The organism is Pseudomonadota bacterium (assembly GCA_026388315.1).
Taxonomy (GTDB): domain Bacteria; phylum Desulfobacterota; class Syntrophorhabdia; order Syntrophorhabdales; family Syntrophorhabdaceae; genus MWEV01.
In genome coordinates this window covers 13319-29202 of sequence record JAPLKA010000049.1, presented here as the reverse complement: position 1 = coordinate 29202, position 15884 = coordinate 13319, and the positions used below count along the sequence as shown (strand labels likewise).

Below are 15884 nucleotides of genomic sequence, written 5' to 3'. Positions count from 1 at the left end.
GTTTCTACAGTACCTACTGCCTACTGCCCACTGTTATCTGTACCATCTTATCCAGCAGCAGGTACTTCCGTGCTACCCTGTTTACATCCTCTTTTGTTACCTTTTCGATGTGTTTAGGCCATGTTTTGAAGTAGTCGGGTTTTAAACCGTACATGACATCAAGGCACATACTTGTGGATATAGCGTTATTGGGCTGCATCCGGATGTAATGTGTGCCTGTAAGGTGATTTTTTGCGTTTTCAACCTCAGTGTCAGTAAACCCCTCTTTAACAATCTTTTCTATTTCAGCTCGTGAAATCTTCTCAACTTCTTTTACGAGTTTTTTATCAGTTCCAATATATATACCCATTCCACCAGTTTCAAAAACCATCTGATTAAAGAATGTAAGGGCGTATGCATAAGGTCGTTCCTCTCTCAGAACCTTGTGTATCCTACCGCCCATACCGGAAAGGATGGCGTCCATGACTTCTGTTGCATATCTGTCTTCATCCAAAAGCCCGGGTCCCGTGAAACCGAAAATGAGGTGTGTCTGCATCATATCTTTTTCAATCATGATGGCTTTTCCAGGAGAAGGAGCAGGCATTAACTTCTTCAGCGGGTTTGTTTTGCCTTTCCATTCAGAAAAGAGGTTCTCAAATAATGTCTTGAGTTCTTTTTCATCCACATCTCCGGAAATAGCGAGAACCGCATTTGAGGGGCTTACATATTTTTTATAGAATTCTTCAATATCACCAGGTTTTGTATTTTCTATGTCACTCTCACGGCCAACCGGATCTCTGCTGTATGGGTGGCCTTCAAAAAGAGTTTCATTGAAACGCATAAAGATATTACGGATAGGGTCATCATCCCGCTGCCTTATTTCTGAGAGGACTTCGCCTTTAACGGTTTTCAGCTCTTCTTCCTTGAAAACAGTTGAAGTAAGCACTTCTTTGAGGAGGCCCAGCACCTCTTTAATGTCCTTGCTCAGGAACTTACCGGACAGCCCGAAAATATTTTTTCCGTTGAAGGCGCCCATATCTCCCGCAAGCATGTCAATCTCTCTGGCAATCATGCCCGCATTCTTATCCTTTGTGCCTCTGAGCAGCATTTTGGAGAGGATGTTGAAGGCGCCATTTTTCCCTGGAGGCTCTTCTTTGAGACCTCCCGCGAAGCCTATTCTAAAGGCAAAGCTTGGTGATGCCTGGTTTTTGTTTACAAGCATGGTGAGGCCATTTTCCAGACGGAAAGTGTGGGGGTTGGAAACTGCCTTAGGCAAAAGCGCAACAAGTGTTTTGTCTTTGCCCAGGATATATTTTTGAAGTACCCTTTTGATATCGTCTTTTGTAACCCTGTCGACGTTCTTTAAATATCTTTCCACAAAAAGCGGGTCACCGGTCAGGGTCTGAAAATTTCCTAACTGCCTCGCCGTTCCCTGAACCGTCTCCAAAGAATACACATAAGAGGCTTTGATCATGTTTTTTGCTTTTGTCATCTCCCATTCATTTGTCCCTTCCTTCAGTAAGCGTGCCAGTTCATCGTTTATCGCTTTTGCTATTGACTGATAGTCCTTCCCCTTAAGGGTAGAAAAAATGACAAAGAGGCCGTCCTCTTTAGGGGTAAACAGGTATGTCGTACTATTTGTAACGATGCCTTTTTTGTATTTCAACTGTTCCTGGAGACGAGAGCTTTCTCCTTCACCCAGAATTGTGCCAAGCACTTCCAGTGCGGGTGTATCTTCGTGGACCATAGATGGTATTCGGTATGCAATGGCGAGATAACTTTCCCTGACATTCTTCTCTATGATCTTTTCTTTCACTTCACCCTGCTTCTGAGAATCTCCTTTGTCCTCTTTTGCCGGAGGTGGGCTATCCAAACCTTCCTTTTTAGAAGTGAGATGCAATGGTATTTTTTTCTCGGAAAAATGTTTTTTTATTAATGCATCAGCGGTCTTTGCATCGAAGTCGCCGACAACGACAACTGCCATATTATCCGGTGTATAGTACTTTCTGAAGTAATTCAGTATCTCATCCCGTTGTATATTTTTTACGGTATCTTCGTAACCGATAATAGGCCTGCCGTAAGGATGTGCATCATAGCTTGTCGAGAACAATTCTTTAAAAAGCTTTCTCTGGGGATCGTCCTCCCCCATCTTAATCTCTTCGAGCACCACCTTCTTTTCCTTATTAACTTCCTCTTCAGGAAAGGCAGGGTTCTTCACTGCGTCCACAAGTAGCTCAAAGCCTTCCTCAAAGGCCTTCGCGGGTATCACAATATGGTATACGGTATTGTCATAGGAGGTATAGGCATTTATAACGCCACCCAGCGATTCTATGCGTGAGGCCATCTCATTGGCTTTGACCTTTTCGGTTCCTTTAAAAATGAGATGTTCAATAAAATGGGTAATTCCGGCAATCTTCGGTTCTTCGTATTTGCTCCCCGCCTTAACCCATACCTGAAGGGCAACAACACCCGTACCTTTCCGTTGCTGAAAGATATACTGAAGACCGTTATCAAGGGATAATACTTCCATGGCGTACACCGTCCTGTATAGGAACAAAATTTGGAAAATTAAAAGGGCAAAAACAAGAGCAAGGGAAAGGGGGAAAGGCCCCCCTTTAGAGGGCCTTTTTTCCTTCATGAAATGCTTTTACGTTCAGATCGTGGAGCTTTGGTGCGAGAAGGGCCTTGATTGCCTCAATCCACTGCGCATCCTTCACTTCCGGGAAGAAATTGGAAAATGCACCAACGAGCACCACATTTGCAGCCTGGGCGTTCCCGAGTTTTTTCGCGATGCCCTGTCCGTCTACCATCCATACGTTTTCTTTGAAATACTTTTTGAATGTCTTCTCAACACCCTTCGGGTATTCCATCTGCCCAAGATTTACAGCAGGCGGAAAAATCTCCGACTTGTTGATAACAATTTTGCCTTCAGGCTTAACCCAATTGATGTATCGGATTGCCTCAAGGAGCTCAAAAGAGAGAAGGTAATCCACATCACCGTATTTGATAAGGGGAGAATAAACCTTCTTCCCGAACCTGAAATGTGTGGTAACGTCTCCGCCTCTCTGTGCCATTCCGTGGACCTCTGCCTTTTTCACATCGTACCCGGCCTTGATGAACACCTCACCAAGGATGTTGCTCGCAAGGATTGCACCCTGTCCGCCAACTCCGGAAAGGAATATATTTGTGACTTTTCCGTTATCTTTCATACCTGCCTCCTCACTTCTTGCCTGGTACAATGGCTTCGAATTTACATACCTGAACACAAACCTCACAGCCAACGCACTGATCCGGATTTATATAGACAGTTCCTTTCCTCTTGTGACCATCTTTTGTCTGGCCTGCGCTTTCACGCCAACTAATGGCGGGACAGTTGATCTCGAGGCATACCTTACATCCCCTGCACTTATCAGTGTTAATCATGTACAACGGATTTTTAAACTTTTCAAGCGGTTTTGCCCTGCGGAGCAGCATGCATGGGCTGTCCTTACAGAGCAGAAGGGATGGCACATTCTTGCTCATCTCTTCCTTGATGATCTCCATACATTCCTTTATGTTGTAAGGGTCGAGATATCTTATGCTTTTTACGCCCAACGCCTTGCCAATCTCCATGTAGTCAACCATGTTTGTTGGCTCTTGACGTACGGTAAAGCCTGTTCCCGCATGTTCCTGGTGTCCTGTCATGCCGGTAATCCTGTTATCGAGAACGATCGTTGTTGAATTGCCTTTGTTGTATACGGCATTCATCAGCGGGGCAATACCGGAATGGAGAAAGGTGGAATCGCCAAGCACTGCTACGACCTTTCCGAGCCCTTCTTTTCCCAAGGCCTTCATTGCACCGTGTGCCATGCCGCCACCGGCGCCCATGCAGATGCAGGTGTGAAGCGCCTGAAGGGGTGGTGCAACAGCAAGTGTGTAACAACCGATATCTCCGAACACAAAGGCGCCGAGTTTCTTCAATGCATAAAAGAGCGGCCTGTGGGAACAGCCGGCACAGAGGTTCGGCGGTCTCCTCGGGAGATCTTCCGGTTTTACTTTTATCTTAGGTTCTTTGTATTTCTTTCCCTTGAGGCATTTTTCCACAATCTCAGGGGTGAGCTCATACATGTTAGGAATAAGGTCTTTCCCATGCCATATCTTGTAACCCATTGCCTTTATTTCTGTTTCAATAAATGGATCCAGTTCTTCTACGATAATGACCTTTTTCACCTTTTTAAAGAACTCAGCGATCATTTTCTTGGGAAGCGGCCATACCATGCCGAGCTTCAGATAGGACCATTCAGGAAAAACGTCTTTTGTGTACATGTAGGATACGCCGCTTGTTATAACGCCCACGCTCGGGTCGTTTATCTCCATCACATTGTACTTGAATGTGTCGGCATACTCTTCAAGTTTTCTCATTCTCTCTTCGATTATTTTTCTTCTCACGCGCACATGTGCCGGTACCATAACGTATTTCGGCGCTTCTTTCGGATCGAGTCCGAGCGGTATCTTTGACTCCACTCTCTTTCCCGGTTCTACCAGGGAGTCGGAGTGTGCAACCCTTGTCTCTGTCCTTAAGATAACAGGCGTATCAAATTTTTCGCTGATATCAAAGGAAATTTTTGCAAAGTCATAACATTCCTGGGCATCACCGGGTTCCAATAAAGGAATCTTGGCGAAGCGGGCCCAGTTCCGGCTGTCCTGTTCATTCTGTGAGCTGTGAACAAATGGGTCATCGGCGATGACAACCATCAGACCACCCTTGATCCCGGTATATGCGAGGGTCATCAATGCGTCTGCAGCAACGTTCATTCCAACGTGTTTCATGGCGGCCATGGATCTTGCGCCTGCTATGGCAGCCCCGCTTGCAACCTGAAGAGCGACCATTTCATTGGGAGCCCATTCTGCATAAACCTCGGGATAATTATCTGCGACATCCTTCAAGATTTCACTGCTTGGTGTTCCGGGATATGCGGCGGCTACTTTCACGCCGGCTTCCCAGGCACCTCTTACAATTGCGCTGTTTCCTTGCATTATCTCTTTCATGTTTCCCCCATGGGCATTAGGTTTAAGTTTTTAAACTACAAAAGCCTGCCTTTCACCTCCTTCTTTTGAATTTCCGCATACCATTCTTTTATCGCTTGTTAATAAATTCACTTATTATTTTCTACAGAAAAAAGAACCATTGTCAAGAAATTTAGTGAATTTTAGCATATCAGTTGTAAGTCTTTAGCGATTAGCTAAGATGCTGTAATGCTTTAAAAAAACTATCATGCCTGTAATTAAAAGCTAACGGCTGGTTACCGTAGATAAAAACTTCACAATCTCATATGTACCATCCAAGCCCTCTTGAAGACTTTCAATGGAAATCCTCTCGTTTTTGCCATGCATTCTGAGGATATCTTCTACTGCAATTGTTGCAGGAAAAAATCCGTAGGCGGTAATGCCAAGGTTTCTGAAATAACGGAGGTCCGTTGCCCCTGTTGTAATGAAGGGGAGTACCGGTATTGTGCCTTTCGTCTTTTTGACTGCCCCTTTAATGCCTTTAAAAAAGGGTGTATTATATCCTGAAGGTGCGGGCTCGCTTATTCCGCTTCCGATCCTTATGATCTGTATGTCCTTTCCCCCCAGGGAGTTTATTTTTTTAAAAAAATGTTCATGTTTTTCTGTTGGCAGAAGCCTTGCATCGAAGTATGCAAAAGATTCACTCGGTATCACGTTAACCTTTTCGCCGCCCTTGAGAACGGTAAGCGTTACGGTATTCCGCAGTAATGCGTTATATACGGGGTTGTTTTCGATAAAATCCTTAAACCTTTTATCATTCAGAGACTCTTTCAGTCCCTTGAATGTGAACCCGTTTACCTTTTTCCCTTTCAGAAGACCGTTCAGGTAGGTGTTTACAATATTGGTAGACTTAAACGGCCACTCATAGGACAGTATTGCCTGCGATGCCCGTACAATCTTTTCATTTGCATTGTCTTTATGAGGCATGGACCCGTGCCCGCCAATTCCGGTCGCCTTTATCATAAACTGGCTCAACTTTTTTTCAACTACAGCAACCTGTGCGTGAAGGTGACCGTTTTCTTCAATAATGCAGCCGCCTTCGCTTAATACAAATGAAGCGCTTTTCAGTTCCTCAACCTCATTCAGCATGTATTCCACGCCGTTCTGTCCCCCTACCTCCTCATCACAGGTGGCAAGAAAAATCATATCCCTTTCAGGCACTACCCCGGCCCTGTGGAGTTGGATGAAGGCGAGGAGCTGGCAAATCGTTTGCGCCTTCATATCTACCGCTCCCCTCCCGTAAATATACCCATCCCTGAGTTCGCCGCCGAAAGGGTCTACATCCCAGTCATCTGCATTAGCAGGTACAACATCCACATGGCCGAGCAAAACCACGGGCTTACCCTTTTTCTTTCCTTTTATTCTGGCAAGGATGTTTGCCCTCTCTGCAACAGGCTGAAAAACCTCTGATTGTATACCTTCCTTTTTTAAAATGCCTTCAAGAAAAAGGATGGCCTTTTCCTCGTGCCCCGGGGGGTTTGTCGTATCGATTCGTATAAATTCTCTGAGAAGTTCCACTGCATGGTCGAGTTCCATCACATGTATCCTTTCTTAATGTATTTTCATAATATTATAGTTGATTGTTAACACATTTTTATTATCCGTGTAAGTAAGAAATTGTTGCTGCTGTGAGACGCCTTGAGGTGTGAGCAGAGGGGATTATATCCCCTCTCGCGCTATTTGGACTTTTTGTCCTTTTTTGCTGTGGTTTTTGCAGTTGCCTTTTTTGTGTCTTTTTTTGATGTGCCGCACTTCGCCATAAACCCACCTCCTATTTTTTATCAATATTATTGAAAATGGGACTTTTTGTCAATAATTAAACTGCAACTACTTCTTTAATTTCAGGTATATCCTGCTTTAATTGTTTCTCAACGCCCATCTTGAGGGTCATCAAACTCATGGGGCAACTCCCACAGGCGCCATGAAGTTTCACCTTTACTACCCCATCAACAATGTCAATAAGCTCGATATCGCCGCCATCCCTCTGCAAAAACGGCCTTATTTTTCCGATTGACTCTTCAACCTTTTCTCTCATTATTACCTCCATTACCTCCGGTATTTTTACGCCCCTTACGGGATTCTTCTAAATATAATCATCATTACAGGTTTTGTAAATTACTAAGCTGGCGGCGAATGTCGTTTCCAGAAGCTTACAATACCCATGGGTCGGAAAAAAAGTTGTACCAACTCCCATCCCTCGACCCCCATTTTGTTAAACAATTTTGAGAGATTTTCAAGTTGTTCCATGCCCACGTCGTGAATCTCACACTCTCCGGCGGGTCTGCATGCATACACGATATTCTTTTCAGCGTCTACCACAATGCTTTCCTTTTCAAGATCATCCATTGAAAAAATCTTTATGGTGTATTCATATGCCATACTATATTACCTCGTGTTTTTTCAGTCTTTCTTATATATTAATTCATCATTCTGGATTTTTAAACCCGTAGTCCTAATTATCGAGTTTTTTTCTTAATGTGTCGTTTGTCTTGAGTATTTCCTGGGCGTCCTTACCTGCTATTTCCCAGCCATAACCGCCCTTTACATCCTTTTTCAACTTAATCTTCACTTCGCTTTTCAGGTTTTTCCTTATCTCATCTATTTCTTTCTTATAATTTGTATCAGAGGTCTGCTCTTCGGCCGGTTTTTGTTTTGTTGTCGTTACTTCGGTGGCCTTATTGCAAGAGAAAAGAAAAAACAGGCACAGAAATATTGTAAAAAACCTCATGTCGTCATAATATAATTAATCATTTACGCATTTCAACAGAATTCTGGAGGTTTGTGTGGAGACTGAATTAGAGAGATACGGGACAGGTGAAAATGTTCTGTTCATCCACGGCGCCGGAGGGAGTGCAAAGGCATGGTTTTATCAGATGGAATATCTGAAAACATCCGTTGGGGTTATGCTTATTGACCTTCCCGGGCACGGCAGAGCAGGAGATAGCGATGGGTGCGACGCAATAGATGAGTACAGAGATAGTGTTTACAGGGCGTTAAAATTATCAGGTATTGACAGGTGCTACATGGTGGGTCATTCCATGGGTGGCGCTATAGCCATGTCCTGTGCGTTATCTTTCCCTGATATTGTAAAAGGTATCATGCTTGTGGGTACAGGGGCAAGGCTGAGGGTTTTTCCTGAGATACTTGAAGGGATCATGAAAGACAAGGAAAAAACGCTCCGCAGTATTATAGAATTTGCCATTTCAAAAAACGCGCCGGACTCATTAAAAAAGGATTGCTTCGATGAAATGATGAAGTGCAGGCCTGAAGTGGTTTATAATGATTTTTATGCCTGCGACAGGTTTAACATTATGAAGACCATAGGCTCGATCAATGTTCCGACCCTTATTATCTGCGGAACAGACGATGTCCTCACTCCGCCGAAATATTCCCGATACCTCCATGAAAGCATACAAGGGTCAGAACTTGTTCTCATTAAAGACGCCGGCCACATGGTAATGCTGGAAAAACCGGAAGAAGTGAATAAGGCAATTTTAAAGTTTATAACTGGGCTAAGCGGTGAGCGGTGAGCGGTAGGCAACGACAACACAGAGTACACGGCGTAAAAGAATTAAAAAACGCTATGTGCTATGCTCTATGCGGGGAATTATGAAATATATTGTCAGTCCGGAAAAAGTGGGTGCACTCCAGGGAAGGATGGAGCAATTGGGGATAAGAGAATCGGATATCCTTGAGCGATTTGTCCGTTCTCAGGGGCATGGTGGTCAAAAGGTGAATAAGACATCTACATGCGTGTACTTAAAGCATCTACCTACCGGCATTGAAGTGAAATGCCAGCAGGAGCGATCACAATCGTTGAACCGTTTTTTAGCACGCCGTATATTAGTAGAAAAGATCGAGAGTATGGTTCTCGGTGAGGAGAGCGAGAAACAGCAGCAGATCGAGAAGATAAGGAGACAAAAAAGGAAACGCTCGAAAAGGGCAAAGGAGAAGGTCCTTCAACTGAAGCACATACAATCTGCCAGGAAACAGGCACGCACTTACAAGCCGGATTCGGAAGAATATTGATGCCTGTCTGACACGAAAAGGGTGAAGCGCTGTATTTTCTGTTGCAAAAGGATGTATATGGTGTAAAATTGCAAAATGATGTAATATTCAAAATCTTTACAGAGAGGTGAAACCATGGACAAGATAGTCAGGATAGATATGGGGGCCGAAGGTGGTCCAAGAATCTCTGAAGGCCCGCTCGGCGGATATGCAGGTTTGGGTGGACGGGCATTTACATCCGCTCTCATCTCAAAAGAAGTTTTACCTGTTTGCCATCCATTAAGTGCAGAGAATAAGCTTGTTATTGCCCCGGGCATGTTAAGCGGCACGGTGGGCGCCATGACAGGGAGGATCTCCATTGGATGCAAAAGTCCTCTGACAGGCGGCATCAAGGAGGCCAACGCAGGAGGACAACCGTCGCAGGTGCTTGCAAGACTCGGGTATGCAGCGATTGTACTGGAGGGGAAACCAGAAGGCGACGATCTCTACAAGATTTTTATCAATAAGGATGGAATCAATATCTCTGTCGATAATAGCCTGAAAATGCTCGGTAATTATGCTGTGGTAGAAAAGATGAAAAATGAGTATGGCGATAAGATTGCCTGCATCTCTATAGGCCAGGCCGGGGAAATGAAGCTGAGTGCAGCCTCGATTGCATGTACTGACATGGAGCTGAGGCCAACCCGTCATGCAGGGCGCGGTGGTGTGGGCGCTGTCATGGGCTCGAAAGGTGTTAAGGTTATTGTGCTCGACGATGCAGGCTTGCACATGCGTCCGCCGAAAGACCCTGAAAAATTTCGGGAAGCGAACAAGATTTTTGTTGAAGGGCTCCGGAAACACGGGGTCACAGGCGAAGCCCTGCCTGCGTATGGCACAAATGTCCTTACCAACATTCTTAACGAGGCAGGTGGGTACCCTGCCTATAACTTCAAAGAGGGAACATTTGCGGAGGCTTCAAAGATAAGTGGAGAGACAGAGGCGGCATTAGAGACAGAGCGCGGTGGATTGGCTACTCATGGGTGTCATAGCGGGTGTGTCATACGTTGTTCCGGAATTTACAATGATAAAGACGGGCATTATGTAACCAAACAACCGGAGTATGAAACAGTCTGGGCCCATGGCGCACACTGTGGAATTGATGATCTTGATAAAATAGCCCTGATGGACTTTATTGACGACGATACAGGACTTGATACGATAGAAGTGGGGGTAGCCATCGGGGTGGCTATGGACGGTGGTCTGTTAAAGTTCGGCGATGCCGACGGGGCTATCAATCTTTTAAAGGAAGTCGGCAAGGGCTCCCCTCTTGGACGTATTATCGGGAGCGGCGCAGCAATTACAGGCAGGGTTTTTGGCGTTGAAAGGGTGCCTGTTGTAAAAGGTCAGGCAATGCCGGCCTATGACCCCAGGGCAGTGAAAGGGCTTGGTGTAACGTATGCTACAAGCACGATGGGTGCAGACCATACCGCGGGTTATGCAACGGCAACGAATATCCTGAAGGTGGGAGGATATGTTGACCCGTTGAAAGCCGAAGGACAGATAGAGCTTTCCAGGAACCTTCAGATTGCAACCGCTGCCATTGACTCTACAGGCATGTGTCTCTTTATCGCCTTTGCAATTATGGATCAACCTGAGACTTTCCAGGCTTTAATCGATATGCTTAACGCCTTCTACGGACTCAGCTTAACGGCCGATGATGTTGTTGCGTTAGGTAAAAGTGTCCTGAAGACGGAGAGGGACTTCAACATGCGTGCAGGCTTCTCGAAAGAGCATGACAGGTTACCGGGATTCTTCAGAACAGAACCTCTTCCTCCGCACAATGTTGTATTCGATGTTCCTGATGAGGAACACGATTCGGTATTTGATTGGTAAACCAATAAAGAACGATGTAGCTCAAGAAAGAGGTTCGGCAAGGGGCCTCTTTCTTTTCTTCATACTATGAAAAATCTCTGTTTAAGCATACAACCTTCATTGATGCATAGATTTTATGAGATCCTGCAAAGCGGATTCTTTGTAAAATGCCGTACAGGCATAAGCATCAACGCGTTGCTTTCCGGAGGGCTTGGGCTGAATCCTCGGTATGTAAACGAAAGAATCACAACCGTTTTTCTCGATGGCAGTTGTGTTGACAATATCGAAAGGGCAGTTATCAAAGAAGGGTCAACCCTGGCTCTTTCCTCTGCCATGCCAGGCCTTGCGGGGGCTACCCTGAGACGGGACAGCGTATATGCGACTCTGAGGAGTTCCATTACCTATGAGGAAAAAGACGATGTATACCGGGACGACACGGAAGGGATCATCAGAGTAAAGCTGTTTAACCTCCTTATTGATGAGCTGGGGCCGGTTTTCCTCCAGAGAGGCATAATGGTAAAAGCGGATGAGATCATACAGTTTTTAAAAAGACAGCCGGAAACCTTCCGGGTCGGGTGCAGTGACATTATTTTTGATGGAAAGGCTGTAAATCGCAGTATTTTACTGGACGGAGAAGAGTTTGCCCGCTCTGATTTTATATTTCTAAAAATTATAATAATAACGTGAGGATAGTGTCTAACAGCAGGGGGTATATATCGTAACAGTTTGGGGAAAAGGTCAATGATGCGTTTTGTGACAATCATCATTTTCATCGTAGCGGGCTACCTCATCTTTCGTTACTTAATAAAAATGCTCAAAGAAGTGATGTATCAAAGAAGTGAAAGGGGCGGCTATCAGTACCAGAACTGGGAACATGCAAGTACAGAAGAGGAGTATCGACAGGTTTTAGGGGTCACAGCCGAAGACAGGCTGGCAACCATCAAAAAGAAATATAAAGAGCTCCTCGCGAAATATCACCCCGATAAGGTGCAGCATCTGGGAATAGAATTTCAAGAAATGGCAGAGAGAAAAACTAAAGCAATCATGGAAGCGTACGAGTTTTTCCGAAAGAAATACAATCTCTGAGAAAATTACAGGTATTAGTTGACAAATTATCGACAAAATGAAATCATGTAACGGGCGGAACCATGATCACCAGTCCAAATACCGGTGTAGAGATTATTTTGCCGGGGCGTCAGGACAATATCCTGTTTTCAGGAGCGCCTAATCTCATTGTGACATTGTCTCCGCCCCTTATATCAACAAGCAGATCCGTCCTTAAATAAGCCACCCTCTATTACAGCGGCTTGCGCCTGTCCCCGTAAGGGGGTCGCCCCCTCCACCAGCAAAGCTGGCAGAGCCACCCCCTCAAGCTCGCACTGCTCGCTGGTTAGATTGCTGTTTGCCAAAGTCAAGGATAAAGATTTGACCCCAGCCAGTTTCTCTGAAAAAGTAAAATCTTGTAAAACAGCTTCTGCATTGACTTTCCGGAGATTTCAGTAGTTTCCGACAATGTGGCGGAAAATCTCTCCCGGAGTGCCGACCCCGGTCATGATTTTCGATCCATCACAACCCGGGTAGCCATGAATCTTGAAAGCGGTTGCTTCATCACCATAATCTTTTTTATATGGTTGTATTTTTTATTTCAAAGAGTTAGGATTTTTTATAATGTTTTCAACTCAAAATTCAAAATTCAACACTCAAAATTGCATTATGTTACCAATCAAGCATCACGACGTCCCTGTTACGTTTATTTAATGCCCGAATATTACGTCCATAGCCTTCCCGGAAGACCACTTTTTTTATTTTTTTTTCGCAAACAGGATATAGACTGACATACAGTTGTCACCCATCTGTGTTACAACGATTTTATGATTGTATTTTTTTATACGGAGGGATACCATGACATTGAACTGCAGGGGGAATTAAGATGGGAATCGCGAAAGTTCAATTGCGTATTGCAAAAGTAAAAACAAACGATAAAAAGGGGGTAATTTGGAATCTCACATAGCGGTTTTCAGAGGCAAAGGAATCAGGAAGACGATTTACAACAATGAATGGTGGTTTGTTGTCGAAGATGTTGTATTGGCTCTGATCGACTCCAGAGATCCAAAACAGTACATCCAGCGCATGAAGCAGCGCGACCCCGAACTTGGCAAAGGGTGGGTACAAATTGTACATACCCTTCCCATCGAAACGTTCGGCGGGGCTCAGAACATGCTTTGCGCCAACACCGAAGGCCTCTTCCGCATCATTCAATCCGTTCCTTCCCCCAAGGCAGAGCCATTCAAACGCTGGCTGGCAAAGGTCGGCTATGAACGGGTGCAGGAGATCGAAGATCCTGAACTGGGAACAAAGAGGACCCGTGCGCTCTATAAGGCCAAGGGATATTCCGATGACTGGATAGAGAAAAGAATGCGTGGTATAGCCGTTCGTGCCGAATTGACCGACGAATGGAAAAACCGGGAAGTGGGTGCTGAACGAGAATATGCTATACTGACCGCCGAAATCTCAAAGGCAACGTTCGGACTAACCCCTTCTGAGTACAAAGACCTGAAGGGTTTGGAGCGTGAAAACCTCAGGGATCACATGACCGATCTCGAATTGATCTTTTCTATGCTGGGAGAAGCAGCCACGACGGAGATTACCCGGACACAAGACGCCCAGGGTTTTGATAAGAATCGCACCGCTGCCCGAAAAGGCGGCCGGATTGCCGGAGACGCCCGTCAAGAATTGGAGAAGGAAACGAAGAAGAAGGTTGTTACATCGGAAAATTATCTGGCGATAACCCAGAAAGAGAAAAAAAGGTTCCCGAAGTGAAACAACGTTTAAGTCACCTGGGAATGGGCGAGTGTAAGGCAGTAATGTTTCAATGAGGTTAATAAAATGTCTTTAACTATTCACTATCGACTATTCACTATTCACTAAATAAGGAGGAATAATATGGCAACAAAGAAAACAGTTGAGAATCCAGAGTTCCTGTATCTGTCCTTAGGGGATATTATTATTGAAGAACAGATCAGGTCAAGCATCGATACGGAGAGTGAGTCCTTTAAGTCCCTTATGGAGTCCATTAAAGACCGGGGCGTCTTAGAGCCTGTCCTTGTGACACCTAAAGACGGCAAATACTTGCTCCTCTGCGGAGAACGCCGTTATCTTGCTGCGCTGAAACTGGGGCTCCCAACAATACCGGCGCGCATACTTGATGAGATCACTCAGAAAGATGAAATACTTGCCTTCCAACTGACGGAGAACCTTCAGAGAGAAGACCTCAACCCGATTGACCAAGCAAAAGGGGTATTGGCATTTATTCAGGCAAAATTACCTGATAAAACCTATGATGTGGATGGAGTGATGAATGACTTGGTAAGTTACAAACGAAGACCCGAGGATCTGTCTGATAAAATTGCCCCAACAGTTGGGGCAATTGTTGAAATCACCGGAAAGTCAATAAATACGCTGTTTAACGGGCTATCGCTCTTAAAATTGCCTGATGAGATTCAGGCTGCTATCCGGCAAGGAAATCTCTCCGTTTCCCAGGGATATCTCTTCGCTGCCAACCTCGAATGTCCCGACCGCATGCAGATATTTACCAACATCATGAAGACACCTGTAACTAATGCCACCCTGAACAATCTACTTACAGCATATAAGAAGGTCAAGTCGGAGCCGGGCAAAACGAAGCTCATACCTATGACAAAGCAGATTGCCAACTTGCGATCCGTAGAGTCAAGCATTGAGACAGGCTTCGCAAAATACACACGGCCCGATCTTGTAACGCTTCTTGATGAGCTGCATGTTTTCTGTGCCTTAGTGGAACTGCGGATACCGATTGCCCCGGAACCGGTGCCGGAGAAGCCGGTTAAGAAAAAACCCATGGTGTGAGCAGGAGGGAAGAACCGAACCGGCGAGACGGCGTATCGGCGGAACGGCGATGAAGGCAAGGAAAGGAGCGGATAAAGGCAGTGGATAGTGGAAGGGTGAAAGGTGAAAAAGGTGAAAAAGGTAAAAAGTGAAAGGTGAAAAAGCTAAGAATAGAGGGTAGAGCTTGGAAGTTGAAATTTTGAATTTTGAATTTGAGGTTGTCGCTGCGAGGCAAACATTTACTTCTGTCACTGCGAGGCGAAGCCGTGGCAGTCTCGCTAAAGGATTTGAAATGTTGGAAAAACATTAAATGGGCGCCAAATCTTTTTTATTTTTTTCGCAAACAGAATATGGAGTGACATACTGTTGTCACCCATGTATGATAAAAGATGAGAAGAGACTGAGAAAAATGGGGGAATATTATAGGTTTTAGACCGGATTGCTGAAGGTTGGAGTACCATGAAGGAGCGGACAGGAATTAACGACTGCGATAATAAACGAGGGAAGAGGTATGTTGTCTTCGATGTGGAAACCACAGGGTTGTTTGTTGAGCAGGGCCACAGGATTATTGAGATCGGGGCGGTTGCAGTAAACGGGGGTGTTATGGGGGAAGAATTCAGCAGTCTTATTTTTACAGATAAACCAATCACAAAAAAGGCGCAGAAGGTGCACGGCATCACGACGGACATGCTTGCCGGGCAACCTAAACCGGAGGAGGCTCTGGCGGCATTTCGGTATTTCATCGGAAGCAGCACGCTGGTGGCCCATAATGCTGTTTTTGATGTTTGGTTTCTCAGGTATGAATACTGGCGTTTGGGCCATACACTGATCAATCCTCATAAGTGCACCTTAAAGATGAGCAGGAAACTCTATCCGGGATTGCCGAACTACAGATTGGAAACGGTCGCACGACACCTGGGCATACTGGTGAATATGCAGGGGCGCCACCGCGCTCTTGACGATGCCCGCCTTACAGCGCAGGTTTGGATGGAGATGAGGAGAAAATGAACGAACTGCCTGACTATTTCCGATACTGGGGTAAAGGTGGCCCCGATTGTCCGGGGGAGCATGACTGCCAGCCGCCGATGCATCAGCGTCTGTGCGTTACGACGGTTGCAGGAAACAAACAGTAATGT

The 15884-nt window shown here is 45.3% G+C and carries 17 protein-coding genes; 10 read left to right on the top strand and 7 right to left on the bottom strand.

What is annotated here, in order from left to right; all coding sequences use genetic code 11:
- Window positions 1-13: 13 nt before the first annotated feature.
- The 7 genes from NTX75_06045 to NTX75_06015 form a co-directional block, all read right to left on the bottom strand.
- Entirely contained in the window at window positions 14-2509 is a 2496-nt protein-coding gene (locus NTX75_06045; GenBank protein ID MCX5815791.1) for a pitrilysin family protein, read from the bottom strand.
- Between the two features lie 85 nt (window positions 2510-2594).
- Window positions 2595-3188, bottom strand: a complete 594-nt coding sequence (locus NTX75_06040) for an indolepyruvate oxidoreductase subunit beta (GenBank protein ID MCX5815790.1) — start codon at window positions 3186-3188, stop codon at window positions 2595-2597.
- A 10-nt stretch (window positions 3189-3198) separates the two neighbouring features.
- On the bottom strand, window positions 3199-5007 hold the full coding sequence (gene iorA, locus NTX75_06035; GenBank protein MCX5815789.1) for an indolepyruvate ferredoxin oxidoreductase subunit alpha: 1809 nt from the start codon (window positions 5005-5007) through the stop codon (window positions 3199-3201).
- 243 nt (window positions 5008-5250) lie between these two features.
- Window positions 5251-6561, bottom strand: coding sequence for a M20/M25/M40 family metallo-hydrolase (locus NTX75_06030; GenBank protein MCX5815788.1), 1311 nt, complete (start codon window positions 6559-6561; stop codon window positions 5251-5253).
- A 280-nt stretch (window positions 6562-6841) separates the two neighbouring features.
- On the bottom strand, window positions 6842-7060 hold the full coding sequence (locus NTX75_06025) for a NifU family protein (GenBank protein MCX5815787.1): 219 nt from the start codon (window positions 7058-7060) through the stop codon (window positions 6842-6844).
- A gap of 83 nt (window positions 7061-7143) precedes the next feature.
- Window positions 7144-7404, bottom strand: a complete 261-nt coding sequence (locus tag NTX75_06020; GenBank protein ID MCX5815786.1) for a hypothetical protein — start codon at window positions 7402-7404, stop codon at window positions 7144-7146.
- 73 nt (window positions 7405-7477) lie between these two features.
- Window positions 7478-7753 carry a hypothetical protein gene (locus NTX75_06015; protein ID MCX5815785.1) on the bottom strand — a complete coding sequence of 92 codons (276 nt, stop codon included), beginning with the start codon at window positions 7751-7753 and terminating at the stop codon, window positions 7478-7480.
- A gap of 55 nt (window positions 7754-7808) precedes the next feature.
- On the opposite strand from NTX75_06015, the gene NTX75_06010 reads away from it, so the two are divergent.
- The 10 genes from NTX75_06010 to NTX75_05965 all read left to right on the top strand — a co-directional run bounded on the left by NTX75_06010 (window position 7809) and on the right by NTX75_05965 (window position 15881).
- Window positions 7809-8555: an alpha/beta hydrolase gene (locus NTX75_06010; protein MCX5815784.1), complete on the top strand. Its 747-nt coding sequence runs from the start codon at window positions 7809-7811 to the stop codon at window positions 8553-8555.
- Between the two features lie 79 nt (window positions 8556-8634).
- Complete coding sequence (locus tag NTX75_06005) at window positions 8635-9054, top strand: peptide chain release factor-like protein (protein MCX5815783.1); 420 nt, start codon at window positions 8635-8637, stop codon at window positions 9052-9054.
- Between the two features lie 114 nt (window positions 9055-9168).
- Entirely contained in the window at window positions 9169-10905 is a 1737-nt protein-coding gene (locus NTX75_06000) for an aldehyde ferredoxin oxidoreductase (protein ID MCX5815782.1), read from the top strand.
- A gap of 102 nt (window positions 10906-11007) precedes the next feature.
- Window positions 11008-11571 carry a hypothetical protein gene (locus NTX75_05995; protein MCX5815781.1) on the top strand — a complete coding sequence of 188 codons (564 nt, stop codon included), beginning with the start codon at window positions 11008-11010 and terminating at the stop codon, window positions 11569-11571.
- A gap of 54 nt (window positions 11572-11625) precedes the next feature.
- Complete coding sequence (locus tag NTX75_05990) at window positions 11626-11970, top strand: DnaJ domain-containing protein (protein MCX5815780.1); 345 nt, start codon at window positions 11626-11628, stop codon at window positions 11968-11970.
- 62 nt (window positions 11971-12032) lie between these two features.
- A complete protein-coding gene (locus tag NTX75_05985) occupies window positions 12033-12170 on the top strand; it encodes a hypothetical protein (protein ID MCX5815779.1) in 138 nt (45 codons plus the stop codon).
- A 709-nt stretch (window positions 12171-12879) separates the two neighbouring features.
- Complete coding sequence (locus tag NTX75_05980) at window positions 12880-13704, top strand: Bro-N domain-containing protein (GenBank protein ID MCX5815778.1); 825 nt, start codon at window positions 12880-12882, stop codon at window positions 13702-13704.
- A 123-nt stretch (window positions 13705-13827) separates the two neighbouring features.
- A complete protein-coding gene (locus NTX75_05975) occupies window positions 13828-14769 on the top strand; it encodes a ParB/RepB/Spo0J family partition protein (protein ID MCX5815777.1) in 942 nt (313 codons plus the stop codon).
- A gap of 438 nt (window positions 14770-15207) precedes the next feature.
- Window positions 15208-15756, top strand: coding sequence for a 3'-5' exonuclease (locus NTX75_05970; GenBank protein ID MCX5815776.1), 549 nt, complete (start codon window positions 15208-15210; stop codon window positions 15754-15756).
- On the top strand, window positions 15753-15881 hold the full coding sequence (locus NTX75_05965; protein ID MCX5815775.1) for a hypothetical protein: 129 nt from the start codon (window positions 15753-15755) through the stop codon (window positions 15879-15881). Before NTX75_05970 ends, NTX75_05965 begins: the two co-directional genes overlap by 4 nt.
- Window positions 15882-15884 lie beyond the last annotated feature (3 nt).